This is a genomic window from Bacteroides sp. 1001302B_160321_D4 (genome assembly GCF_015667765.1).
Classification (GTDB): domain Bacteria; phylum Bacteroidota; class Bacteroidia; order Bacteroidales; family Bacteroidaceae; genus Bacteroides; species Bacteroides xylanisolvens.
The window spans coordinates 22,405-46,017 of record NZ_JADPLO010000058.1; the positions used below are offsets into that span (position 1 = coordinate 22,405).

General features: G+C 42.8%; 17 protein-coding genes. 12 read left to right on the forward strand and 5 right to left on the reverse strand.

Going from position 1 to position 23,613, the window contains the following annotated elements; all coding sequences use genetic code 11:
* Positions 1 to 16: 16 nt before the first annotated feature.
* From KFO40_RS19605 to KFO40_RS19635, 7 genes are all read left to right on the forward strand, one after another.
* Positions 17 to 1,831: a RagB/SusD family nutrient uptake outer membrane protein gene (locus KFO40_RS19605; RefSeq protein ID WP_008026069.1), complete on the forward strand. Its 1,815-nt coding sequence runs from the start codon at positions 17 to 19 to the stop codon at positions 1,829 to 1,831.
* A 271-nt stretch (positions 1,832 to 2,102) separates the two neighbouring features.
* Positions 2,103 to 3,686, forward strand: a complete 1,584-nt coding sequence (locus KFO40_RS19610; protein WP_004316231.1) for a sulfatase — start codon at positions 2,103 to 2,105, stop codon at positions 3,684 to 3,686.
* Positions 3,687 to 3,704: 18 nt separating this feature from the next.
* Positions 3,705 to 6,029 carry a glycoside hydrolase family 20 protein gene (locus tag KFO40_RS19615; RefSeq protein WP_141409454.1) on the forward strand — a complete coding sequence of 775 codons (2,325 nt, stop codon included), beginning with the start codon at positions 3,705 to 3,707 and terminating at the stop codon, positions 6,027 to 6,029.
* Between the two features lie 69 nt (positions 6,030 to 6,098).
* Entirely contained in the window at positions 6,099 to 9,188 is a 3,090-nt protein-coding gene (locus KFO40_RS19620) for a glycoside hydrolase family 2 TIM barrel-domain containing protein (protein ID WP_211146714.1), read from the forward strand.
* 144 nt (positions 9,189 to 9,332) lie between these two features.
* Positions 9,333 to 11,150 (forward strand): alpha-L-fucosidase, encoded by a 1,818-nt coding sequence (locus KFO40_RS19625; RefSeq protein WP_134985311.1) that lies wholly within the window; start codon positions 9,333 to 9,335, stop codon positions 11,148 to 11,150.
* A 140-nt stretch (positions 11,151 to 11,290) separates the two neighbouring features.
* Positions 11,291 to 12,466: a mechanosensitive ion channel family protein gene (locus KFO40_RS19630; protein ID WP_008017581.1), complete on the forward strand. Its 1,176-nt coding sequence runs from the start codon at positions 11,291 to 11,293 to the stop codon at positions 12,464 to 12,466.
* Positions 12,467 to 12,562: 96 nt separating this feature from the next.
* On the forward strand, positions 12,563 to 14,173 hold the full coding sequence (locus tag KFO40_RS19635) for an ATP-binding protein (protein ID WP_211146715.1): 1,611 nt from the start codon (positions 12,563 to 12,565) through the stop codon (positions 14,171 to 14,173).
* A 78-nt stretch (positions 14,174 to 14,251) separates the two neighbouring features.
* On the opposite strand, the gene KFO40_RS19640 is transcribed toward KFO40_RS19635, so the two are convergent.
* Together KFO40_RS19640 and KFO40_RS19645 are read right to left on the reverse strand one after the other, a co-directional pair.
* Positions 14,252 to 15,469: an endonuclease gene (locus tag KFO40_RS19640; RefSeq protein WP_087322397.1), complete on the reverse strand. Its 1,218-nt coding sequence runs from the start codon at positions 15,467 to 15,469 to the stop codon at positions 14,252 to 14,254.
* Positions 15,450 to 16,910 carry an aminoacyl-histidine dipeptidase gene (locus KFO40_RS19645; protein WP_087322395.1) on the reverse strand — a complete coding sequence of 487 codons (1,461 nt, stop codon included), beginning with the start codon at positions 16,908 to 16,910 and terminating at the stop codon, positions 15,450 to 15,452. The genes KFO40_RS19640 and KFO40_RS19645 overlap by 20 nt, the downstream gene beginning before the upstream one ends.
* A 133-nt stretch (positions 16,911 to 17,043) precedes the next feature.
* Here KFO40_RS19645 and KFO40_RS19650 point away from each other — a divergent pair, with 133 nt between their 5' ends.
* Positions 17,044 to 17,277, forward strand: a complete 234-nt coding sequence (locus tag KFO40_RS19650; RefSeq protein WP_008026083.1) for a hypothetical protein — start codon at positions 17,044 to 17,046, stop codon at positions 17,275 to 17,277.
* A 27-nt stretch (positions 17,278 to 17,304) separates the two neighbouring features.
* Positions 17,305 to 17,907, forward strand: a complete 603-nt coding sequence (locus tag KFO40_RS19655; RefSeq protein WP_032812121.1) for an OmpH family outer membrane protein — start codon at positions 17,305 to 17,307, stop codon at positions 17,905 to 17,907.
* Positions 17,908 to 18,020: 113 nt separating this feature from the next.
* Here the strand turns inward: KFO40_RS19655 and KFO40_RS19660 are convergent, their stop codons facing one another.
* Complete coding sequence (locus KFO40_RS19660) at positions 18,021 to 18,362, reverse strand: hypothetical protein (RefSeq protein ID WP_004316221.1); 342 nt, start codon at positions 18,360 to 18,362, stop codon at positions 18,021 to 18,023.
* A gap of 3 nt (positions 18,363 to 18,365) precedes the next feature.
* On the reverse strand, positions 18,366 to 18,662 hold the full coding sequence (locus KFO40_RS19665; RefSeq protein WP_004316220.1) for an FtsB family cell division protein: 297 nt from the start codon (positions 18,660 to 18,662) through the stop codon (positions 18,366 to 18,368).
* Positions 18,663 to 18,895: 233 nt separating this feature from the next.
* Between KFO40_RS19665 and KFO40_RS19670 the strand changes: the two genes are divergently transcribed.
* A complete protein-coding gene (locus KFO40_RS19670) occupies positions 18,896 to 20,761 on the forward strand; it encodes a DNA polymerase III subunit gamma/tau (RefSeq protein WP_008026087.1) in 1,866 nt (621 codons plus the stop codon).
* Positions 20,762 to 20,861: 100 nt separating this feature from the next.
* On the opposite strand, the gene KFO40_RS19675 is transcribed toward KFO40_RS19670, so the two are convergent.
* Complete coding sequence (locus KFO40_RS19675) at positions 20,862 to 21,095, reverse strand: PspC domain-containing protein (protein ID WP_117685175.1); 234 nt, start codon at positions 21,093 to 21,095, stop codon at positions 20,862 to 20,864.
* 304 nt (positions 21,096 to 21,399) lie between these two features.
* Here KFO40_RS19675 and KFO40_RS19680 point away from each other — a divergent pair, with 304 nt between their 5' ends.
* Both KFO40_RS19680 and KFO40_RS19685 read left to right on the forward strand, forming a co-directional pair.
* On the forward strand, positions 21,400 to 21,933 hold the full coding sequence (locus tag KFO40_RS19680) for a Crp/Fnr family transcriptional regulator (protein WP_008645828.1): 534 nt from the start codon (positions 21,400 to 21,402) through the stop codon (positions 21,931 to 21,933).
* Positions 21,934 to 21,993: 60 nt separating this feature from the next.
* Complete coding sequence (locus tag KFO40_RS19685) at positions 21,994 to 23,175, forward strand: acyltransferase (RefSeq protein ID WP_083444190.1); 1,182 nt, start codon at positions 21,994 to 21,996, stop codon at positions 23,173 to 23,175.
* Positions 23,176 to 23,613: the final 438 nt, after the last annotated feature.

The following is a 23,613-nucleotide window of genomic DNA, read 5'->3' on the forward strand; positions in this document are numbered from 1 at the left end:
ATAAATGATTATGAAAATGAAGAAATTTACCTATATATTTTTATTAGCAAGCTGCTTATTATTGGCTTCTTGTGAATCGTGGTTAGATGAAGACCCGCAATATACTTTGAATACACAAATTCAGTTTTCTACTTCTGAAAAGGCACGTGCAGCATTATATGGATGCTATGGTTATTTTGCATTGACTAGTGGAGGATATGGTCAGCATTGGCAAGAAATTCCGGTACGATATAGTGGTTTCGGATGGGCACAGACTAATGGGGGGACAAATGATATGTGTGGATGGCTGCAATGTGACTATACAGATGATCTGTTGACAAATGCATGGTATGTAATGTATAAAGTAATTAATGAAACGAATGCATTTATAGCCAACGTAGAAAGTACTTCTTTGGAGGATAAAGACGAAATGGCTGCAGAGGCTCATTTCTTGCGTGCCTTGTCTTATTATAACCTTGCAATATGTTGGGGAGATGTACCCTTGAAGACAACTCCTTCTTCTCATGACGGCGTAGCTGTACCTCGTTCCTCGCGTTTAGAGGTGTTGGATGTTGTACGAAGTGACTTGGAATTTGCTTCAAAATATTTGCCGGAAACGAATTCTGATGGATTTCCAACGAAATGGACTGCAGAAGCATATTTAGGTAAGTTGTATCATACTTTAGGTTGTTTGGGTGATGCTACAGCTTGGGAAAAAGCAAAGACCTATTTTGAAGGAGTGAAAGGTAAATATGATTTGGAATCGAAATTTTCTAATTTATTTGTTGATAAGATTAAAGGTTCTAAAGAATCTATATTTCAACTGGGATTTCAGGTGAATGGTGAGTTGTCTTCTTTTAATAGGGGATCTTGGGTTTTTAATCCTGCTGCATCATCGTATGGTAAGAGTTTCCATAGAGTGAAGTGTACGAAAGCTTTTTATGATTTCTTTGCGGGAACCTATTGGGGAGATCCTCGTATTGAGACTACATTTATGGCAAAATGGAGAAAATGTACAAACAATATCGGACCTGTAGCTCAAGTAGAGCCTGTGCCGTCTGCCCGTGACTCTACCTATGAATATCCTTATTTCACTTATGATAGCGGTATAAAACCTGCCGGTTGGAAAAATAACAAGTTGTTAGTTGGTAGAATTCCTTATGAGTTATTGACTAATAAAGAGAATCCGAGCGCGGATGAAATTTTGGCTATCACGAATGATGAAACCAAATTTGATGAGAAATATCGTAAAGGATTGAAAGATTTTTTGAATGTATGTACTGCGGCGGGTAGGACAGGAGAAAGAGCGGCATGGCCTCATTTTGCAAAAGCTTTTGATATGAATATGGCAGGTATTGCCAGTCATAAAAATCTAATTTTATATCGTTATGCAGATTTATTATTGATGTTGGCTGATGTCTATAATGAATTGGATAGAAAAGACGATGCAATTAATACAGTAGATCTCGTGTTGGCGCGTGCACGTAAGTCGGGAGCTAAGGTTTCGACACAACCAGCCAAATGGGAGTCAACATTAACAAAAGATCAAGTACGTGAAAAGATATTCTTTGAAAGACTTTTTGAAGGTGCCGGTGAAACTGAAATGTATCAAATGATGCGCTTGCGTGGAACTGAATATTTGAAAAAAGCACTTACTGTGAATAATAATCACTCAATAACTAAAAAGTGGCAGGAGAATAATCCCAATGCAACGGGAGTCTGGGGTGAACGTATTTACAATAATGGAAATTTGAATGATGAGACTTTCTTGAAAAAGAATTTGTTGTTCCCTATTCCGCGTGATGAAATGAATACTAATATAGCTATTACAAAAAATAACTTCGGCTATTAAAAATAGTAGTTATAACAAGTTGTTTTTTCCCGAATGCAGAGGAGGAGTGTTTCTGCTTTTCATTCGGGTTTTCTTTATATAAATAGAAATCATTGTATATATTTTCTTGGATTTGCTGGATTGGAAATGAGTTGTAAATAGTGTTTTTGCCATTTTTCCTTCTGAAACAGACAAAAATGGAGAATATTGGAAATTAATTGGTTATTTGTGAACATGGATTTTGTTGACAGGTCTCTACCTTTGTCACTACAATCTAATATAAAGTTGTTTTATGGAAAAACTGCAATCAAACTTATTCTTTCCTTTAGCAGGAATAGCTGCCGTAGCTTCCCTTGCTTCCTGCTCAAACAAGCAAAGGCCTGCGGAGCAACTCCCTTTGAATATCGTCTACATTATGACAGACGACCACACAGCTCAAATGATGAGCTGTTACGACACACGCTACATGGAAACCCCCAACCTCGACCGCATTGCTGCTGACGGTGTACGTTTTACTCAAAGCTTTGTTGCCAATTCTTTAAGCGGCCCCAGCCGTGCCTGCATGATAACGGGCAAACATAGTTGTGCCAATAAATTCTATGATAATACCACTTGCGTATTCGACAGTTCGCAACAAACTTTTCCGAAACTGTTGCAGAAAATCGGTTATCAGACAGCATTGGTGGGTAAATGGCATCTTGAAAGCTTGCCTTCCGGCTTTGATTACTGGCAGATTGTTCCCGGACAAGGAGACTACTACAACCCGGATTTCATCACACAAAACAATGACACTATTCAAAAACATGGATACATCACGAATCTTATTACCGATGACGCCATTGACTGGATAGAAAACAAACGCAATCCGGAAAAACCTTTCTGCCTTTTGATTCACCACAAGGCAATTCACCGTAACTGGTTGGCGGATACTTGCAACCTGGCTTTGTACGAAGATAAAACCTTCCCGCTACCGGATAATTTCTTTGACGATTATGAAGGACGTCCCGCCGCTGCCGCGCAAGAGATGAATATTGTGAAGGACATGGACATGATTTATGACCTCAAAATGCTTCGTCCTGATAAAAACACCCGTCTGAAATCCTTATATGAGAAGTATGTCGGACGTATGGACGAAGGTCAACGTGCTGCATGGGACAAATTCTACACGCCGGTTATAGATGATTTCTACAGGCAGAACCTGCAAGGCAAGGAACTTGCCAATTGGAAATTCCAGCGTTACATGCGTGACTATATGAAGACCGTAAAATCACTGGACGACAATGTTGGTCGTGTACTCGACTATCTGAAAGAGAAAGGCTTGCTGGATAACACACTTGTCGTCTATACTTCCGACCAAGGATTCTACATGGGTGAACACGGTTGGTTTGATAAACGCTTCATGTACGAAGAATCCATGCGTACACCGCTTATCATGCGTTTGCCGAAAGGATTCGACCGCAGGGGTGATATCACAGAAATGGTACAGAACATCGACTATGCACCCACCTTCCTCGAATTGGCAGGAGCAGAAATCCCTTCTGATATCCAAGGGATATCCCTCGTTCCTTTACTGAAAGGCGAACATCCGAAAGACTGGCGGAAAGCTCTCTACTATCATTTCTATGAATATCCCGCTGAACACATGGTGAAACGTCATTACGGGGTACGTACAGACCGCTATAAATTGATTCATTTCTATAATGATATCAACTGGTGGGAACTCTACGACTTGCAGGCAGACCCGTCGGAAATGCACAACCTCTACGGGCAACCTGAATACGAATCGGTAGTGAAAGAACTGAAAGAAGAAATGCTGAAACTTCAGGAGCAATACAATGACCCTGTCCGCTTCTCACCGGAAAGAGACAAGGAATAACACCAACGTATATACACCATGAAAAGATACATCTTAATCATTCTCATACTGCTTTCGCCACTGACAGTGTTCTTGCAGGCTGATAACTTAACATCCCCTTTAATTTCAATAGTACCACGCCCGACACAGATTGTGCCGGGTAGTGGTAATTTCACCTTTTCTGCAAAAACGGCCTTTGCGGTAGAAAATCAGGAACAAGCCGTGATTGCCCGCAATTTTATCGACTTGTTTACCCGTGCTGCCGGAATAACTCCGGCTTTGAATGTCGGCAGCAAAGAAGGACAAATTCGTTTTGTGACGGATTCTTCTTTTAAACCCGAAGCATATCTGTTGGAGATTACACCGCAACAGATACTTATTAAAGCTTCGGATACAAAGGGTTTCTTTTATGCCCTGCAATCTATTCGCCAACTCCTGCCTGCTGCCATAGAATCAGAGCAACCGGTACAGAATATCGCTTGGAGCGTTCCCGCAATGACAGTTCAGGATGAGCCCCGTTTTGGTTTCAGAGGATTACTTTTGGACCCGGTACGTTGCTTTATTCCCAAAGAGAACGTACTGCGAATCATCGACTGTATGGCGATGTTGAAAATAAACAAACTTCATTTTCATCTGACGGACGATAACGGCTGGCGGATTGAAATAAAGAAATATCCTCGTTTGACGGAAGTAGGAGCGTGGAGAGTAGACCGTACGGATGTACCTTTTCACTCACGCCGTAACCCGGAGCGTGGAGAGCTTACTCCAATAGGTGGTTTCTATACACAGGAGGAGATTCGGGAAATTGTAGCTTATGCTGCCGACAGACAAATAGAAGTCATTCCGGAAATAGATGTACCGGCACACAGTAACGCTGCTTTGGCTGCTTATCCCCAGTTTGCTTGTCCGGTTGTGAAAGACTTTATCGGTGTACTTCCCGGCTTGGGAGGACGAAATTCCGAGATTATCTACTGTGCGGGAAATGATAGCGTATTTACATTCTTGCAGGATGTCTTTGACGAAATTCTGGCACTTTTCCCTTCCCGCTATATTCATGTCGGAGGAGATGAAGCGCGAAAGACGAACTGGGAAAAATGTCCGCTTTGTCAGAAACGGATGAGAAAGCAGCATTTAGCCAATGAGGAAGACTTGCAAGGTTATTTCATGAAGCGTATTAGTGATTATCTGCGTAAGAAAGGACGCGAGGTGATTGGCTGGGATGAATTGACAAACAGCTCTTTTCTTCCCGAAGAATCCATTATTCTCGGTTGGCAGGGAATGGGAACGGCTGCCCTGAAAGCTGCTGAAAAAGGACATCGTTTCATCATGACTCCGGCGCGTATCATGTACCTGATTCGCTATCAGGGACCGCAATGGTTTGAACCGGTAACGTATTTCGGTAACAATACCCTAAAAGATGTTTTTGATTACGAACCTGTACAGAAAGACTGGAAACCGGAATACGAATCATTGCTAATGGGTATACAGGCCTGTATGTGGACGGAATTCTGTAATAAACCGGAAGATGTGGATTATCTTTTGTTCCCTCGTCTGGCTGCCTTGGCAGAAGTGGCTTGGACAGCTGCAGGAACGAAGGACTGGACTGGATTTTTGAAACGAATGGATGTATACAATTCGCATATTGCAGAAAAAGGAATTGTTTATGCCCGCTCAATGTATAACATACAACAGACGGTGACACCAGTGGACGGACATCTGGAAGTGAGTTTGGAATGTATCCGTCCGGATGTGGAAATTTATTATACACTGAATGGGAGTAATCCGGCAATGTCTTCTCATCGTTACGACGGACCTATCTGTGTGACGAAAACGCAAATGGTGAAAGCCGCTACCTTTATGAACGGCAAGCAAATGGGAGAAACCTTAGAGTTGCCACTCACATGGAACAAAGCTACGGCAAAACCTTTGCTTGACAATAAGAAGAACGAAATGTTATTAGTCAATGGATTGCGGGGAAGCTTGAAATATACTGATTTTGAATGGTGTAACTGGAGCCGGAATGATTCTATCTCTTTCACAATAGATTTGCAGAGTCAGGAAAAACTGAATAAATTAACCATTGGTTGCATTACGAATTATGGAATGGGAGCGCACAAACCGAAAATGATTCGCGTAGAAGTTTCTGATGATAATCGTACCTACCATGCCATAGGAGAATTGAACTTTTCTCCGGAAGAAATCTATCAGGAAGGAACTTTCAGAAATGACTATTCGATAGACATGGGCGGAGTATCTGCTCGTTATGTCCGGGTGACGGCAGAAGGTGCGGGGATATGTCCCGACGAGCATGTCCGCCCCGGTCAGGAAGCGAGAGTCTATTTTGATGAAGTGATTATAGAATAGTAATCAAGTAGTTAAAAATAGCAATTAGGTGCTTTGTAAAACAATCTTGTATAAACTAATTATGATGACATGCTTATGAACATTAGCTTTAAGAAACGAACTTCTTTAATCTTATCAGCAGTACTGGCTGCCACTACTTTCACGTTAGCGCAGCAACAACCGTTACCCGAATGGCAGAGCCAGTATGCGGTGGGACTGAACAAACTCGCTCCTCACACATACGTATGGCCTTATGCCAACGCTTCCGACATTGAAAAGCCGGGAGGGTATGAACAGTCTCCTTTTTATATGAGCCTGAACGGAAAGTGGAAATTCCATTGGGTGAAGAATCCCGATAACCGTCCGAAGGACTTTTACCAACCTTCTTATTACACAGGAGGATGGGCGGACATCAATGTGCCTGGCAACTGGGAACGTCAGGGTTATGGCACAGCTATCTATGTCAACGAAACGTATGAATTTGACGATAAAATGTTCAACTTCAAGAAGAATCCGCCGCTGGTACCGCATGCGGAGAATGAAGTCGGCTCATACCGCCGTACCTTCAAAGTGCCTGCCGACTGGAAAGGACGCCGGGTAGTACTTTGTTGTGAAGGGGTCATCTCTTTCTATTATGTATGGGTGAATGGAAAATTGCTTGGATACAATCAGGGGTCAAAGACAGCTGCCGAATGGGATATTACTGACGTCCTCAATGAAGGCGAAAATGTGGTTGCTTTGGAAGTGTACCGATGGAGTGCGGGTGCTTACTTGGAATGTCAGGATATGTGGCGTTTGAGTGGTATCGAACGCGATGTGTATCTTTACAGCACTCCCAAACAGTACATTGCCGACTACAAACTGAATGCATCTTTGGACAAAGAGAAATACAAAGATGGAATTTTCGGACTTGAAGTGACCGTAGAGGGACCTTCTATTACACCTGGAGCCACTTCTATTGCTTATACCCTGAAAGACGCCGAAGGCAAAACTGTCCTGCAGGATGCCATCCGGATAAAATCCCGTGGATTGAGCAATCTTATCACGTTTGATAGAAAGAATCTACCTGATGTAAAGGCTTGGAGCGCAGAGTATCCTCATCTTTACACATTAATACTCGAACTGAAGGATGAACAAGGCAAGGTCACCGAACTGACGGGTTGCGAAGTCGGCTTCCGTACTTCGGAAATTAAGGACGGACGTTTCTGCATCAACGGTGTTCCGGTATTGGTGAAAGGAACCAATCGCCACGAACACTCCCAGCTGGGACGTACCGTGAGCAAAGAACTGATGGAACTGGACATCAAACTGATGAAGCTGCACAATATCAACATGGTGCGTAACTCGCATTATCCGACTCACCCTTACTGGTATCAGCTTTGCGACCGCTACGGATTGTACATGATTGATGAGGCAAATATCGAATCCCACGGCATGGGGTATGGGGCTGCTTCTCTTGCCAAAGACACTACCTGGCTGACCGCGCACATGGACCGCACCCACCGGATGTACGAACGTTCCAAGAATCATCCCGCTATCGTCATCTGGTCGTTGGGAAATGAAGCCGGCAACGGAATCAACTTCGAGCGTACCTACGACTGGCTGAAATCGGTAGAAAACACTCGTCCTGTGCAATACGAACGTGCTGAATTGAACTATAATACGGATATTTACTGCCGTATGTACCGCAGTGTGGACGACATCAAAGCATATCTTGCGAAGAAAGACATCTACCGTCCTTTTATTCTTTGCGAATATCTTCATGCGATGGGCAACAGTTGCGGCGGACTGAAAGAATACTGGGATGTATTTGAAAACAATCCGATGGCACAAGGTGGCTGCGTTTGGGACTGGGTGGACCAGTCATTCCGCGAAATAGATAAAAACGGTAAATGGTATTGGACGTATGGCGGTGATTACGGACCGGAAGGAATCCCGAGTTTCGGTAACTTCTGCTGTAACGGTTTGGTAGGCGCCAATCGTGAACCGCATCCGCATTTGCTTGAGGTAAAGAAAGTATACCAGAATATAAAAGCGACTTTGGCGGATCAGAAGAATCTGACTATCCGTGTCAAGAACTGGTATGACTTCTCTAATCTGAATGAGTATGTACTGAACTGGAATGTGACGGCAGACAATGGCAAGATTTTGGCAGAAGGTACGAAAACGATTGATTGTGCACCGCACGCTATCGTAGATGTAATTTTAGGCGTTGTCAAACTTCCGAATACAATTCGTGAGGCTTATCTGAATATCAGTTGGACGCGTCGTGAAGCATCTTCAATGATCGATAAGGATTGGGAAGTGGCGTACGATCAGTTTGTGCTTGCCGGTAATAAGAATTACACAGGCTACCGTCCGCAAAAAGCAGGTGAAACGATTTTCACCGTTGACAAGCAAACAGGGGCGCTGACTTCATTGAACCTGGACGGCAAAGAATTATTAGCCACTCCACTGACATTAAGCCTTTTCCGCCCGGCAACGGATAATGACAACCGGGATAAGAACGGTGCACGCCTGTGGCGTAATGCAGGATTGGATAATCTGACCCAAAAGGTCGTTTCACTGAAAGAGGGCAAGACTTCGACCACTGCCCGGGTAGAAATTCTAAATGCGAAAGCGCAAAAGATAGGAACTGCCGACTTTGTTTATTCATTGGATAAAAACGGTGCGCTGAAAGTTCTTACTACTTTCCAGCCCGACACGACCATCGTGAAATCAATGGCACGTCTGGGACTGACATTCCGTGTGGCGAACACCTACGATCAGGTTTCTTACCTCGGACGTGGAGGGAATGAAACATACATTGACCGCAATCAGTCCGGCAAAATCGGTGTATATCAGACCACACCGGAACGGATGTTTCATTATTATGTTGCTCCGCAATCTACGGGCAACCGCACCGATGTACGTTGGGCGAAGTTGGCAAATACTTCCGGCGAAGGCCTCTTTGTAGAATCAAATCGTGCTTTCCAGTTTAGTATGATTCCTTTCTCGGATGTATTATTAGAGAAGGCCCGCCATATCAATGAACTGGAACGTGATGGCTTGCTGACAGTGCATCTGGATGCCGAACAGGCAGGCGTGGGAACGGCTACTTGTGGTCCCGGAGTGTTACCGCAGTACTTGGTTCCATTAAAGAAACAGAGTTTTGAATTTACCCTTTATCCGGTGAAATAGATACTAAATCAATAGGTTATTTAGATTATATATAAAGGTGGGGGTTACACTGATTGAATGGAATATCGTAAGAAAGTATTCCATGAGAATCGTGAAATCCGTACCTTTATTTTATTTTTGTAAAACTGCAATAATTTATAGGCTATGAATAAACTACTAATCTCTCTCTTATTGTCTTCTACCCTCATCGGTGGAGTGCAGGCACAGAAAAAAGAAAACTACTACGTGAAGCATGTTGAATTTCCTCAAGATGCAACGCTCGAACAGAAAGTCGATATGGCAGCGCGGCTGGTACCCACTCCGCAACAATATGCCTGGCAACAAATGGAACTGACCGCTTTCCTTCATTTTGGCATCAACACTTTTACCGGACGTGAATGGGGAGACGGAAAAGAAGACCCTGCACTCTTTAATCCTTCAGAACTCGATGCTGAACAATGGGTGAAGAGTTTGAAAAATGCAGGTTTCAAAATGGTTATTCTGACCGCCAAGCATCACGACGGTTTCTGCCTTTGGCCAACAGCCACCACCAAACATTCCGTAGCCTCTTCTCCTTGGAAGAACGGACAGGGGGATGTCGTAAAAGAACTCCGGAAAGCCTGCGATAAATATGATATGAAGTTCGGCGTCTATCTTTCTCCGTGGGATCGGAATGCGGAATGTTATGGGGACTCTCCCCGTTACAATGAATTTTTTGTCCGTCAATTGACAGAATTACTTTCCAATTATGGTGAGGTGCATGAAGTCTGGTTCGACGGGGCGAATGGCGAAGGTCCGAACGGAAAAAAACAAGTGTATGACTGGGACGCTTTCTATAAAACCATCCAACGCCTTCAACCGAAAGCTGTGATGGCGATTATGGGAGACGATGTCCGTTGGGTAGGAAATGAAAGAGGGCTGGGACGCGAAACGGAATGGAATGCCACCGTACTGACTCCGGGAATTTATGCCCGCTCGACAGAAAACAACAAACGTCTGGGTGTCTTTAGCAAAGCGGAAGATTTAGGAAGCCGCAAAATGCTGGAGAAAGCTACGGAATTATTCTGGTATCCTTCGGAAGTGGATGTGTCCATCCGTCCGGGATGGTTCTATCATGCGGAAGAAGACGCGAAAGTGAAATCCTTGAAACATCTGTCGGATATTTATTTCCAGTCGGTAGGATATAACTCCGTGCTTTTATTGAATATACCGCCCGACCGCAAAGGCTTGATTAATGAAGCGGACGTGAATCGTCTGGAGGAATTTGCAGCTTACCGTGAACAGATATTTGCCGATAACCGGGTGAAGAAAGGGAGAAACTACTGGAATGCCATTTCGGGCAGTGAAGCCGTTTATTCTTTGGAACCGGGTTCGGAAATTAACTTAGTGATGCTTCAGGAAGATATCACAAAAGGACAGAGAGTGGAGTCTTTCGTTGTAGAGGCTTTGACTGATAACGGTTGGAAAGAAGTAGGCAAGGGTACGACAATCGGATATAAACGTATGCTGCGTTTCCCGGTCGTGAAAGCCAGTCAGTTACGGGTGAAGATTGACGAATGTCGTCTGACTGCTCATATTAACCAAGTGGCCGCTTATTATGCAGCTCCTTTGCAGGAAGTGGTTCAGGGTGAAGATTGGAATAATCTGCCTCGTGCCGGCTGGAAACAAGTCGCTGATTCTCCGTTGACGATTGACTTGGGCAAATCGGTGACATTAGCCAGCTTTACTTATGCCCCTTCGAAAGCGGAAGCGAAACCGACGATGGCTTTCCGTTATAAATTCTTTGTGAGCATGGACGGAAAGCACTGGAAGGAAGTTCCTGCCAATGGTGAGTTCAGTAATATCATGCACAACCCGCTGCCGCAAACGGTCACTTTCGGCCAGAAAGTACAGGCGCGTTATATTAAGTTGGAGGCTACTACACCTACCGCAACAACCGCGAAAGTAGGAATGGATGAAATAGGAGTGATAACAACTCCCTGATGGGATTGTTATCGCTGAAAGATATGCTTAGAGAATAGCAGTGAAGACTGGCAGTCCCGATTTCTAGTGAATCGGACGCCAGTCTTTTTTTCTAAACCAAATGAAGCTTTTGCTGTTATTAATAAAAAAGGACAGAAGTTATGCTTGTACTAGATTTAGGAAAATGGATGAACAAAATCCTGATAGATTGGGGAATAGACCCGACAGTTGCCGACCGTTTTGATGAGACTATTATTGCTGTGCTGATGATAGCAATTGCTATCGGTCTGAATTATCTCTGCCAGGCGATTCTTATAGGAGGAATGAAGCGGTACACCCGTCGGAAACCGCACCTTTGGAATACGTTGCTGATGAAGCGCAAAGTGTTTCACAACCTGATTCATACGGTTCCGGCTTTTCTGGTTTATTCTTTACTGCCAATGGCTTTTATTCGTGGCAAGGACTTATTGCTTATTTCCCAGAAAGCTTGTGCCGTTTACATAATCTTTTCTTTGCTGTTGGCCATTAATGGGATTCTATTGATGATAATGGATATCTACGACGGGAAGGAGTCAATGAAGAACCGTCCGATGAAAGGATTCATTCAGGTGTTGCAGGTGCTTCTGTTCTTTGTCGGTGGAATCATTATCATTGCCATTATTGTGAATAAGTCCCCAGCCAGTTTGTTTGCGGGATTAGGGGCTTCGGCCGCCATACTGATGCTGGTATTCAAGGATTCCATACTAGGATTTGTGGCGGGGATCCAGCTTTCCGCCAATGATATGGTTCGTCCGGGCGACTGGATAACGCTTCCTTCCGGTGCTGCCAATGGCACAGTGCAGGAGATTACTCTGAATACAGTCAAGATTCAGAATTTCGATAATACGATTTCTACCGTTCCCCCTTATACCTTGGTTAGCAGCCCTTTCCAGAACTGGCGGGGAATGGTGCAATCAGGAGGACGAAGGGTAATGAAGAATATAACCCTGGATTTGACTACGCTCCAATTCTGTACGCCCGAAATGCTCGACCGTTATCGGAAGGAAATCCCTTTGATGGCGGATTATCAGCCTGAAGAAGGTGTAGTACCTACCAATTCCCAGGTTTATCGTGTATATATCGAGCGTTATTTGTGCAGCTTGCCTGTGGTGAATCAAGATTTGGACTTGATTATCAGCCAGAAAGAAGCCACGATGTATGGAGTACCTATTCAAGTTTACTTCTTCTCCCGAAACAAAGTTTGGAAAGAATACGAACGTATCCAGTCGGACATCTTCGACCATTTGCTGGCAATGGTTCCCAAGTTTGACTTGAAGGTTTATCAGTATTCGGATTAATATAACAAAATTCGTTTTATAATGTCCGGAATCGTTTGTATTTATGCCTGTTTTCACGTATCTTCGTCTAGTGATTCATAAAAAGCCGATAAAAAGATGAAATATCCTATTGGAATACAGAGCTTTGACCGCCTTCGTGAAGACGGTTTTGTTTATGTAGACAAGACTGCCTTAGTTTACAACCTTGTGCAAACGGGTTCAATCTATTTCTTGAGTCGTCCCCGTCGTTTTGGGAAGAGTCTGTTGGTGAGTACACTTGCCTGTTATTTTCAGGGGCGGAAAGAACTTTTCGACGGACTGGCAATTGCTGACCTTGAAAAAGACTGGTTGCAATATCCTATTTTCCGCATTGACTTTAACGGTGGGCCATACACCCAACCGGGAGTGCTCGAAGCAACTATCGAAGGGTATTTAGGCAATTGGGAAGACATCTATGGCAAAAATCTGAACTATACTACCACAGGTGACCGCTTCAAGGAACTGCTCCGCCGTGCTTATGAACGGACAGGGCAGCGTGCGGTAGTACTGATTGATGAATATGACAAACCAATTCTCGATGTGTTGGATACCGGAACTTACACCTGCAACCATGTAGGAGAGAAACTTTTGCTTGAAGACCATCACAGGGAAATTCTGAAATCTTTTTATTCCACCTTCAAAGGAGCTGACGAATACTTGAAATTCGTACTGTTGACGGGAGTTACGAAATTTTCGCAAGTAAGTGTGTTCAGTGGCTTCAACCAACCAAAAGACATTAGTATGGATGAACGCTACGAATCACTATGCGGAATCACTCAGGAAGAATTGGAGAAATACTTCGCAGAACCCATCTCGCGATTGGCAACTAAATACGAATGTACGGTGGAGGAAATGAAGGACTGGTTGAAACGGCAGTACGATGGCTATCATTTTAGTACGAACATGGCCGCCATCTATAATCCGTTTAGCATACTTAATGCCTTTGATATGAATGAAATCCGTGACTACTGGTTCGCCACCGGTACCCTGACTTATTTGATACGTCTGCTACAACACAGTCGCGAACAGATGAATGAACTAACAGGAAAATTCTACGACCCAACTATGTTTATAGACTACAAAGCGGATGTGGAACAGCCCCTACCAATGATTTTTCAAAGCGGATACCTCACAATCAAGGAATATAATAAAAAAATGGGAACCTATCTGCTCGATTTCCCAAACAACGAAGTACGGAAGGGATTCTTGTCTGTATTAGCAGCCAATTATATGAAGCCGAAGAGTAAAGAAGTGACGAGTTGGATAACAGATGCCGTGATGGACCTTGAACGCGGTGATACAGATGCGTTCCGCCGTTCCCTCACCTCTTTTTTGGCAAGTATTCCCTATGACTCCCACGGCTCGTTGAAAGATATAGATATAACAGAAAAGCATTTTCAATACACTTTTTATCTATTGCTTCGACTGATAGGCGTATATTGCACCGCCATCCATTGCGAGGACCGCCAAAGCTACGGACGGGTGGATTGTACGCTGGAGATGGAGGATTACGTCTATATCTTTGAATTCAAAATGGATGGAACAGCACAGGAAGCTCTGGAACAAATAGAGAAGACTGGCTACGCCAAGCCTTATCTGGCAGACAAACGAAAAGTGATTTGCATCGGAGTGAACTTCTCATCTGTCACACGGACAGTAGAAGACTGGGAAGAAGTTTCTATCGTATGAGAAATATCATAATTATTTTCCAAGATATATTTGTTGTTCATTCATTATTATAGAAAGAACTAACGAGACGGTACTTTATTAATATAAAATCAGCTCGAAGTCTGCATAAATAGGTAAATGGTCGCTGACACCGCCTTGATACTTCATCCCCTTATAAGTGCGGAAAGGTTCTTTATCACCATATTTTTCGTCATCTTTCAGTAAAAAGGGGAGAAGGCATACATTTGCTTTTTCTTCGCTGGTGAAAAAGTGATTTGATTGATTTAATAGAGTGCCTGATACAATCAAGTGATCGAGTAATCCCCATTCACCACGATATTTGTAAGAACCGAAGTCTTTTGATTTAGCTTTCCGGGCGAGTAGGTGATATAGTTTTAATGAGGAGGGGGCAACTGTTGAGAAGTTGGTGGAGCCGGTTGTTGAGGCTAGATTATTGGTAGTAACAGGAGGTGCTTCAGCTTCCAATATTTTCTGAATAGATTGATTGGTCGGGTAATCGTTGAAATCCCCCATAATAATGACTTGCGGAAGAGAACGAATGTTCATGATGCTATCAACTTCCATACGCAGAGTGTGAGCTGCATATAAGCGATAGGGTTCCGATTCTTTGGCTCCACCCGAGCGGCTGGGGAGGTGGCAGACAAATACGTCGAGCGTATCTCCCGTCAGTAGAAGTCCGCTGACGTGTAGCAAATCTCTTGTCGGGCGGTATTGCTTCAACGGAGGGATGGAAATGGAACGGGAAGATAATAGTTTGAATAAATCCCGTTGATAAAGCAAGGCTACGTCAATTCCTCTTAAATCAGGGGAGTTGGTCATTACATAACGATAACTAAGCTCTTTTAAAGGAGAACGGCGGGTCAGGTCACGAAGCACTGTATCATTTTCTACTTCACATAATCCGACTAATGCAGGCGGACTCCATTCACCAATCGCCGTAATTACACGGGCAACGTCAACCAGCTTTTTCTTATATCTGCTATAATTCCAATGACGCATCGCGTTGGGAAGAAATTCGTGATCGTTCTTTAAACTGTCGTGGTGTGTATCAAACAGGTTTTCTATGTTCCAACTTACAACGCGGAAAGGGATTCTTTCTTGTTGAGAGGGGACTTGTGTGTCGTGATAGCCTTGTCCTTCGTGAGAATCTTGTGCGATAACATAAGAAGGAGCAAAGAAACTTACGGCTATTAAATTCATTGCAAAAAAGAGCATGGCAACAGCTACTCTCTTTTCACTGTTACCATACTCTTCTTTATGTTGACTTATCTGTCTGTTACTTCTTGGCAGGAACATGTGCCAAGATATCCAATAGATGTTTCCAGAATTTCTCAACGGTAGGAATAAGCATCCGTTCGTCAGGAGAGTGAACACCTGTCAGTGTCGGTCCGAAAGAGATCATATCCAGCGTTGGATATTTATCAAGGAACAGGCCACATTCCAATCCTGCATGAATGGCTTTAACTTTCGCGTCTACACCAAACAGACGCTTGTAAGATTCAACAGCCACTTCGAGGATAGCCGAGTGGGGATTCGGTTTCCATCCCGGATAACCTTCGCCAAACGTAACATTGGCTCCCGCCAGTTGGAATACGGCACGAACCGTGTTCGCCATATCGTTGCGTGCGGATAGTATCGAGCTCCGCTGACTAGTTTCAATGCGGATGACATGATTCGGCTTCATCTTGACAGATGCCAGATTGGTAGAAGTTTCCACCAGTCCGGGAATATCCTGGCTCATGGCGTATACACCGTGAGGAGCTGCATACAGAACTTTTAATAAACGGGTAGTGGTATCCTGGTCGATAGCCGTCTTGCGGGGAGTTTCCGATTCGAGAACCAACTTTAAGTCGGGCTCTACAACGGATAATTCGTCTTCCATTTCGCTGGTGAAGATATTTAGTTCGGTGCGGACATCATGTTTGGCATCTTCGGGAACAGCACAGATAGCGTATGCCTCGCGGGGAATAGCGTTGCGCAGGTTACCACCGTTGATTTCACAAAGATACAGATCATGCCTGCCAGCCATGCGTGAAAGGAAACGGTTCAGTATTTTGTTGGCATTTCCCCGTCCCAAATGAATATCACCACCGGAGTGACCGCCTTTTAAACCTTTCACTTCCACCTTGAAGAAGAAATATCCGGCAGGAACTTCCACTTCCTTATAAGTAAATTCTGCAACGGAGTCAATACCTCCGGCACAGCCGATAAAGATTTCCCCTTCATCTTCCGAATCGAGGTTCAGAAGAATATCACCGCTCATAAAACCTTCCTGCAGGGCGAAAGCTCCGGTAAGCCCCGTTTCTTCGTCTACGGTAAACAGACATTCCAACGGACCATGTTCAATGCTGTCGTCAGCCAGAATAGCCAGCTCGGTAGCTACACCGATACCATTGTCGGCTCCGAGGGTAGTGCCTTTGGCTTTCAGCCATTCACCGTCAATTTCCGTTTCGATGGGATCGGTGAGGAAGTCATGTTGAACGTCATTGTTCTTTTCGCACACCATGTCGATATGTGATTGCAATACGACGGTTTGAAGATTTTCCTTTCCCGGAGTAGCGGGTTTTTTAATCAATACGTTGCCGGCTTCGTCCACCTTGGTTTCCAGGTTATGTTTTGCTCCGAATGCCTTCAGGTAGGCAATCATTTTCTCTTCCTTCTTCGAAGGGCGTGGCACTTGGCAGATTTCTTCGAAATACTTGAATACGCCAGCCGGCTTTAAGTCTTTTTTTTCCATGCTGTTTTTATTTTATAATAGGAATAGAAGGGCTGTTTTCGCTTCTTCTATTGCTAAATATGGTTAATTTGATTGACTTATCTGAACTCATATCTCATTAAAGCCTATCTTTGCACTCACAAAATTAATAGAAATGGTTGAGACTATACTGATAACTTTGTTAATAGTTGCTATTTCCCTGGTATTATTAGGGGTGAAAGTATTCTTTACGAAGGGTGGGAAATTCCCGAATGGTCATGTGAGCGGGAATAAAACGTTGCGTCAGAAAGGAATCGGATGCGCACAGTCGCAGGATCGCGAAGCACAAAAGAAACCGCGTTTTTCTATTGATGAGTTGGAAAAAGCCTTGAACGATAGTATGAATTAAATTTATTAAAAACAATACTTATTAATTATGAATAGAATGAACTACCTCATGAACGGTTTGGCTGCTCTTGCGTTTATCGTTTTATTTTCACAATGTGCTGGCAAAACTGACAATCAAACTACAAGTACTCCGGCACAGGCTAATGCCGAACTGTCAGGAATGAAAATTGCCTATGTTGAAATCGATACACTGCTTGCCAAATACAATTTTTGTATTGACTTGAATGAGGCGATGGTAAAGAAGAGCGAGAACGTTCGTATGACATTGAATCAGAAGGCTACCTCTTTGAACAAGGAAAAACAAGATTTCCAGAAGAAAGTAGAAAACAATGCTTTCCTGTCACAAGATAGAGCGCAGCAAGAATACAACCGTCTGGTGAAGTTGGAACAAGATTTGCAAGAGTTGAGTAACAAACTTCAGAATGGTTTGATGGAAGAGAACAACAAGAATAGCTTGCAGTTCCGCGATTCTATCAACGCTTTCCTGAAAGAATATAATAAGACTCACGGATATAGCCTGATTTTCAGCAACACAGGTTTTGATAACCTGCTTTATGCTGACAGCACTTTTAATATCACAAAAGAAATTGTTGACGGGTTGAATGCAAGATATTCACCTGTGAAGAAATAATAGTGAAGGATAAAAAATAAACGTTCCGTTTCCTGATAAAAAGGACGGAACGTTTTCAATATTTTTTTCGATTTCCGCCTGTTCAAGACTGTAAAGCTATGAACAGGCTTTTTTTATGCCCTTTCTTTTTCTTCTTCCTGCGGAATACGGAAAGCAGTGTAAAGTTCGAGGATAGCAGCAATCGTGAGGCAGGCAATCCATTCATTGCCTCGGGTGGTAAACATAAAGGCTCCAGTCAGGATCAGCGCCAATGCTCCGAATATCTGCTGAACGCGTAGGCGTTTCAGTGTTTTGCCTTTTCCTTTGACAGGCGTGTTCACTTGTGCCAATGCGAAAAGTCCGGCTCCGATAGTATATATGTAAGGAGCATAGATCCATCCGGTGATAAATACAGCAGCTCCGGTGAGAGCCATGATGGCGCCTACGACAAAAAGGGCGGGTACTAATTGTTTCATTCTTTAATCTTCAAAAACGTAAATATCTTCGTTGGGTTTCTTCATCAGATACTTTTCACGGGCGATCTGCTCGATGGCGTCCGGATTGGTCGTTATTTCGTTGAGACGCTTGGTGTTCTCTTCGTAATCTGCCCGATATTTTTCTATCTCTTCTTTCAACTGGCTAATCTCCCGTTCATATCCGAAACGACGAACCAGGCTGTTCTCGTCCAGAAAGCCAATGATAACAGCAAACGCAACGACCGTAATGAGATACTTCCGTCTGCGTATGAAACTCCAGATACTGATTAGTTTACCCATAATTTCTCCTTTTAATATCCGCAAAGATAAAACTAATAACTTAAAAACTTATCGCTTTAGCTTCAAAACTTCTCTCTTTATCCCTTATTACATCTCACTTTTTTTGTGTACATTTGCAGAGTAAGCGAAAACAGGCTTCACTCGGCATAGTTCAAGCTAGCTTGACTCTGCTCTCATTTGCACTGTTTTTGCAGAGTAAGCGAAAATTCAAAAAAACAGAGAGAATCCCGGATATGGAAAACTATATTGTTTCAGCCCGTAAGTACCGTCCGTCCACGTTCGAATCGGTGGTAGGACAGCGGGCGTTGACTACTACGCTGAAAAATGCAATTGCTACCCAAAAACTGGCTCATGCTTATTTGTTTTGCGGACCACGTGGGGTAGGAAAGACCACTTGTGCGCGTATCTTTGCCAAAACCATCAATTGTATGACGCCTACTGCCGACGGAGAGGCTTGCAATCAGTGTGAGTCATGTGTAGCTTTCAACGAACAGCGATCATACAATATTCACGAACTCGATGCTGCTTCCAACAATTCGGTAGATGACATTCGCCAGTTGGTGGAGCAAGTACGCATCCCGCCGCAGATTGGTAAGTATAAGGTATATATCATCGACGAGGTGCACATGCTTTCGGCATCTGCTTTCAATGCGTTCCTGAAAACGCTGGAAGAACCTCCCCGTCATGCTATCTTTATCCTGGCTACGACGGAGAAGCATAAGATTCTCCCTACCATTCTTTCCCGTTGTCAGATTTATGACTTTAACCGGATAAGCGTGGAAGATACGGTGAATCATCTGTCGTATGTTGCTTCGAAAGAAGGAATCACGGCGGAGCCGGAAGCACTGAACGTGATAGCTATGAAGGCAGACGGTGGTATGCGTGATGCTTTGTCTATCTTCGACCAGGTTGTAAGTTTTACCGGAGGAAATATCACCTATAAGAGTGTGATTGATAATCTGAACGTTCTTGATTATGAATATTATTTCCGTCTGACGGATTGTTTCCTCGAAAACAAGGTAAGTGATGCTTTGTTGCTTTTCAATGATATATTGAATAAAGGCTTTGACGGAAGTCATTTTATTACCGGATTATCGTCTCATTTCCGTGACCTGTTGGTGGGGAAAGACCCGGTGACATTGCCTCTACTGGAGGTGGGAGCGAGCATACGCCAACGCTATCAGGAACAGGCGCAGAAATGTCCGTTACCTTTCTTGTACCGGGCCATGAAGCTTTGTAATGAGTGTGATTTGAATTACCGCATCAGCAAAAATAAGCGTTTGCTGGTAGAACTGACCTTGATACAGGTTGCACAGCTTACCACCGAGGGGGATGACGTGAGTGGTGGGCGTGGCCCTACGAAGACCATAAAACCCATATTCACACAGCCTGCCGCAGCTCAGCAGCCGCAGGTCGCTTCTGCAACTCAGGTTCAGCAGGCTTCCCTTCATACGTCTCCGTCTTCAGTAACAACACAGGCTGTTAATGGCACTACTGCCCGGCATCCGCAAGCATCTGCAGCAGTGCAACCGGGAGCATCAGCTTCTTCTGGTGCGGCTTCGTCTGCTCCGTCGCAAGGAGCGGGAGTTGCCCCGACTGTCAAGGAAGAACGGAAAATTCCGGTGATGAAGATGTCTAGTTTGGGCGTGTCTATCAAGAATCCGCAGCGCGATCAGACAACGCAGAATACAGTTACCACTCATGTTCCCAGAGTACAGCAACCGGAAGAAGATTTTATTTTCAATGATCGGGATTTGAATTATTACTGGCAGGAATATGCCGGTCAGTTGCCGAAAGAACAGGATGCTCTTACTAAACGTATGCAGATGCTCCGTCCGGTATTGCTTAATAACTCAACGACTTTTGAAGTGGTAGTTGATAATGAGTTTGCTGCAAAGGATTTTACAGCTTTGATTCCTGAATTGCAGAGTTATCTTCGTGGTAGGCTGAAAAACAGCAAAGTGGTGATGACAGTGCGGGTAAGTGAGGCTACGGAAACAATACGTCCTGTGGGACGTGTCGAGAAATTCCAGATGATGGCTCAAAAGAATCAGGCGTTGATGCAGCTGAAAGATGAGTTCGGACTGGAGTTATACTAATGTACTTACTTCTATCGGATTACCATCTTCCAGGAACGAAGGCTTTTATCTATATCGGATACCGGTATGAAAATATGGTCTATACTTTTGATTTTTTATCTTAATGTAAACGTTGATTCATACGGTCTTCGTATCCGTCTGAAGATCTTTTTCCCGGCATGACAATCCACAGGATTATATATATGATTACTCCGGCGAAAGCAGTGAAGAATGTAGCTAATATATACACTATTCTTAGTAAGGTAGGGTCCCATCCGAAATATTCGGCTATTCCGGCGCATACACCTGCGATCATTCGGTTGGAAGAACGGGTTAATTTCTTTTCATTTTCCATGATGTACTTTGTTTTAGTGCGAATACTATACAAATATAAATAATATCATTGGGATAATCGAATAAAATCGGCAGATTATGGCAGAAAAGTATGGATACCCGGTCATGAAACAACAACGGGAAGGCAAGGGGAGCAATCCATAAATGCTAATCTGGGCGATATATAAAAATGCAGCTTGTTTATTTATTATAGGAGCATTTTTGTATTTTTGTAGCCGCTTAATAAAAAACAGGAAAGAGTAAATAAGCGTTGTGAAAGTCAAATGATGCATAATACGATAAACTCACTTAAAGCCAAGTCAAACATGAGCAATAGTTCCATAAATGAACTGTTTGCTCATAGCTCTTTATTGGAACTGCCCAAAAAACATATCCTAACGTCCTCTTTCCAGAATGATAAAAACTTTTATTTCATTGAAAAAGGTATAGCACGCTCATATTGTGTAATTAACGACAAAGAACTCACCTCATGGTTTAGTACAGAAGGAGATATCGTTTTTTCGACGAACAATTTTTATGGGAACCAACAAGGGTACGAATATGAAGTTGTTCAGTTATTGGAAAATACGGTATTATATGCCGTGCCGATAAAAGATTTAGAAAAGCTGTATCAGACTAATATAGAAATAGCGAACTGGTCAAGGATTTTGCATCAAGAGGCTTTTATAATGAATGAAAAGCGTTTAATTTCAAGACTGTATAAGTCAGCGGAAGAACGATATATAGAATTGTTGCAAACACGTCCGGATCTCTTCCAAAGAGTAAATTTGGGTTATATTGCATCTTTTTTAGGCATCTCTCAAGTTACGTTGTGCCATTTGAGGAACAAGATTAAATAATAGGGTTGTTTCGTTTCCTTCGCATTGCTTTATTCTGCTTTTTTAAGTAGTTTAAAAAAAATGTCATACCATTGTCCTAACTTTGCAATTGAAAAAATTGAATACCAAATGAAAAATGTGAATCATATAGTATGGGCTGATTTAATTCGTGTGATAGCCATTTTAATGGTCATCTGTATCCATTGTTCAGACCCTTTCAATGTTTCTCCTGAAGCTCGTTTAAATCCGGAGTATAACTTATGGGGGAGTATTTATGGAGCTTTCTTGCGTCCGTGCGTACCGTTGTTTGTGATGCTGACAGGAATGTTATTATTACCGGTAGAACAGGAAATCGGACAATTTTATAAAAAAAGGATGCTTCGTGTAATAGTCCCTTTTATTGTATGGTCTTTATTATATAACTTGTTTCCGTGGTTTACGGGTATTTTAGGGCTGAATAATTCTGTTTTGTCTGAAATGTTTGCGTATGCAGGAGAGTCTCCAAGTCAAACTTGGGATAGTTGCTTGCATAATATTCTTATGATTCCTTTTAACTTCAATACATATACAGTTCCTTTATGGTACATATATATGTTGATAGGATTATATTTGTATATGCCTTTTTTTTCTGCATGGCTGAAACAAGCAACAGAGAAACAAATGAAAATATTCTTATCCGTTTGGTTTATCACATTATTTCTGCCTTATTGCCAAGAATATATATCCAGCTATATAGGAGGTACTTGCGCTTGGAATGACTATGGCACTTTATATTATTTTTCAGGTTTTAGCGGTTATCTGCTTTTAGGCTATTATTTGAAAGACAGAAACAAGTTGTCGATGAAAAAGACTGTTGTTTTATCTCTTATTCTTTTTAGTGTCGGTTATGCCATAACGTATTATGGATTCAGGAATATGACTTCACAACCTGATATTACAGAGCGCCAAATGGAATTATTCTTTTTATACTGTTCGCCCAATGTCTTTTTAATGACGGTTGCCTGGTATTTATTAATTCAAAAAGTAAAGGTAACGTCTCCCTTAATTATATTAGCCTTAAAGAATATAACAAAATGTGGACTGGGCATCTATATGGTACATTATTTTGCTGTAGGAATAGGTTATTTAGCGATTGACAGAATTGATTTACCTATATTCATGCGTATTCCAGCGACAGCTTTATTTGTGTTTATCGTATCGTGGTGTATAGTTGCATTATTTTACAAAGTGCTGCCTAAGGCTGCGAAATGGATAATGGGATAGTTTAGTTTTGCTACATAAATGTAAAACAGATAAAAGAAAAAAGGGAGCAGTCCGAAAATTAAGGGGAGTGATTTGGGGCAATCACATTCTTAAAATAGATTCATTCTTGCACGTTTTTGATTCTTTTCACCACAGAGGACACGGAGGGCACAGAGGTGAATTTGTTTTATGACTTATGGTTGTGACCCTAATTTTGATGCGTAATCCTCCTACCATAAAGTTGAAAAAACATGAAAACATCTGCCACCTGCAACGAAAAGCGTGTAATGTACTAGTTGATAAATAGTTGGAGCGTTGCAGATACCTGCGGCAGATAGGTTGCAGATAAAGTATCTGCAACACAGTATAAACCTTACATAAGCTAATTCTCCATGAGTGCAAAAGTTTATTGTATACATTGACTTCCCGTTTCCAGGCGGGGAACTGTCGTTTCCGGCA

What these genes read in the sequence shown, in the direction of transcription:
- KFO40_RS19675 (WP_117685175.1), bottom strand. Translation starts at nt 21,095, where the DNA reads ATGGAAAATGAAAAGAAATTAACCCGTTCTTCCAACCGAATGATCGCA.
- KFO40_RS19615 (WP_141409454.1), top strand. Translation starts at nt 3,705, where the DNA reads ATGAAAAGATACATCTTAATCATTCTCATACTGCTTTCGCCACTGACA.
- KFO40_RS19635 (WP_211146715.1), top strand. Translation starts at nt 12,563, where the DNA reads ATGAAATATCCTATTGGAATACAGAGCTTTGACCGCCTTCGTGAAGAC.
- KFO40_RS19625 (WP_134985311.1), top strand. Translation starts at nt 9,333, where the DNA reads ATGAATAAACTACTAATCTCTCTCTTATTGTCTTCTACCCTCATCGGT.
- KFO40_RS19605 (WP_008026069.1), top strand. Translation starts at nt 17, where the DNA reads ATGAAGAAATTTACCTATATATTTTTATTAGCAAGCTGCTTATTATTG.
- KFO40_RS19670 (WP_008026087.1), top strand. Translation starts at nt 18,896, where the DNA reads ATGGAAAACTATATTGTTTCAGCCCGTAAGTACCGTCCGTCCACGTTC.
- KFO40_RS19655 (WP_032812121.1), top strand. Translation starts at nt 17,305, where the DNA reads ATGAATAGAATGAACTACCTCATGAACGGTTTGGCTGCTCTTGCGTTT.
- KFO40_RS19680 (WP_008645828.1), top strand. Translation starts at nt 21,400, where the DNA reads ATGAGCAATAGTTCCATAAATGAACTGTTTGCTCATAGCTCTTTATTG.
- KFO40_RS19610 (WP_004316231.1), top strand. Translation starts at nt 2,103, where the DNA reads ATGGAAAAACTGCAATCAAACTTATTCTTTCCTTTAGCAGGAATAGCT.
- KFO40_RS19620 (WP_211146714.1), top strand. Translation starts at nt 6,099, where the DNA reads ATGCTTATGAACATTAGCTTTAAGAAACGAACTTCTTTAATCTTATCA.
- KFO40_RS19645 (WP_087322395.1), bottom strand. Translation starts at nt 16,910, where the DNA reads ATGGAAAAAAAAGACTTAAAGCCGGCTGGCGTATTCAAGTATTTCGAA.
- KFO40_RS19650 (WP_008026083.1), top strand. Translation starts at nt 17,044, where the DNA reads ATGGTTGAGACTATACTGATAACTTTGTTAATAGTTGCTATTTCCCTG.
- KFO40_RS19685 (WP_083444190.1), top strand. Translation starts at nt 21,994, where the DNA reads ATGTCATACCATTGTCCTAACTTTGCAATTGAAAAAATTGAATACCAA.
- KFO40_RS19640 (WP_087322397.1), bottom strand. Translation starts at nt 15,469, where the DNA reads ATGTTCCTGCCAAGAAGTAACAGACAGATAAGTCAACATAAAGAAGAG.
- KFO40_RS19665 (WP_004316220.1), bottom strand. Translation starts at nt 18,662, where the DNA reads ATGGGTAAACTAATCAGTATCTGGAGTTTCATACGCAGACGGAAGTAT.
- KFO40_RS19660 (WP_004316221.1), bottom strand. Translation starts at nt 18,362, where the DNA reads ATGAAACAATTAGTACCCGCCCTTTTTGTCGTAGGCGCCATCATGGCT.
- KFO40_RS19630 (WP_008017581.1), top strand. Translation starts at nt 11,291, where the DNA reads ATGCTTGTACTAGATTTAGGAAAATGGATGAACAAAATCCTGATAGAT.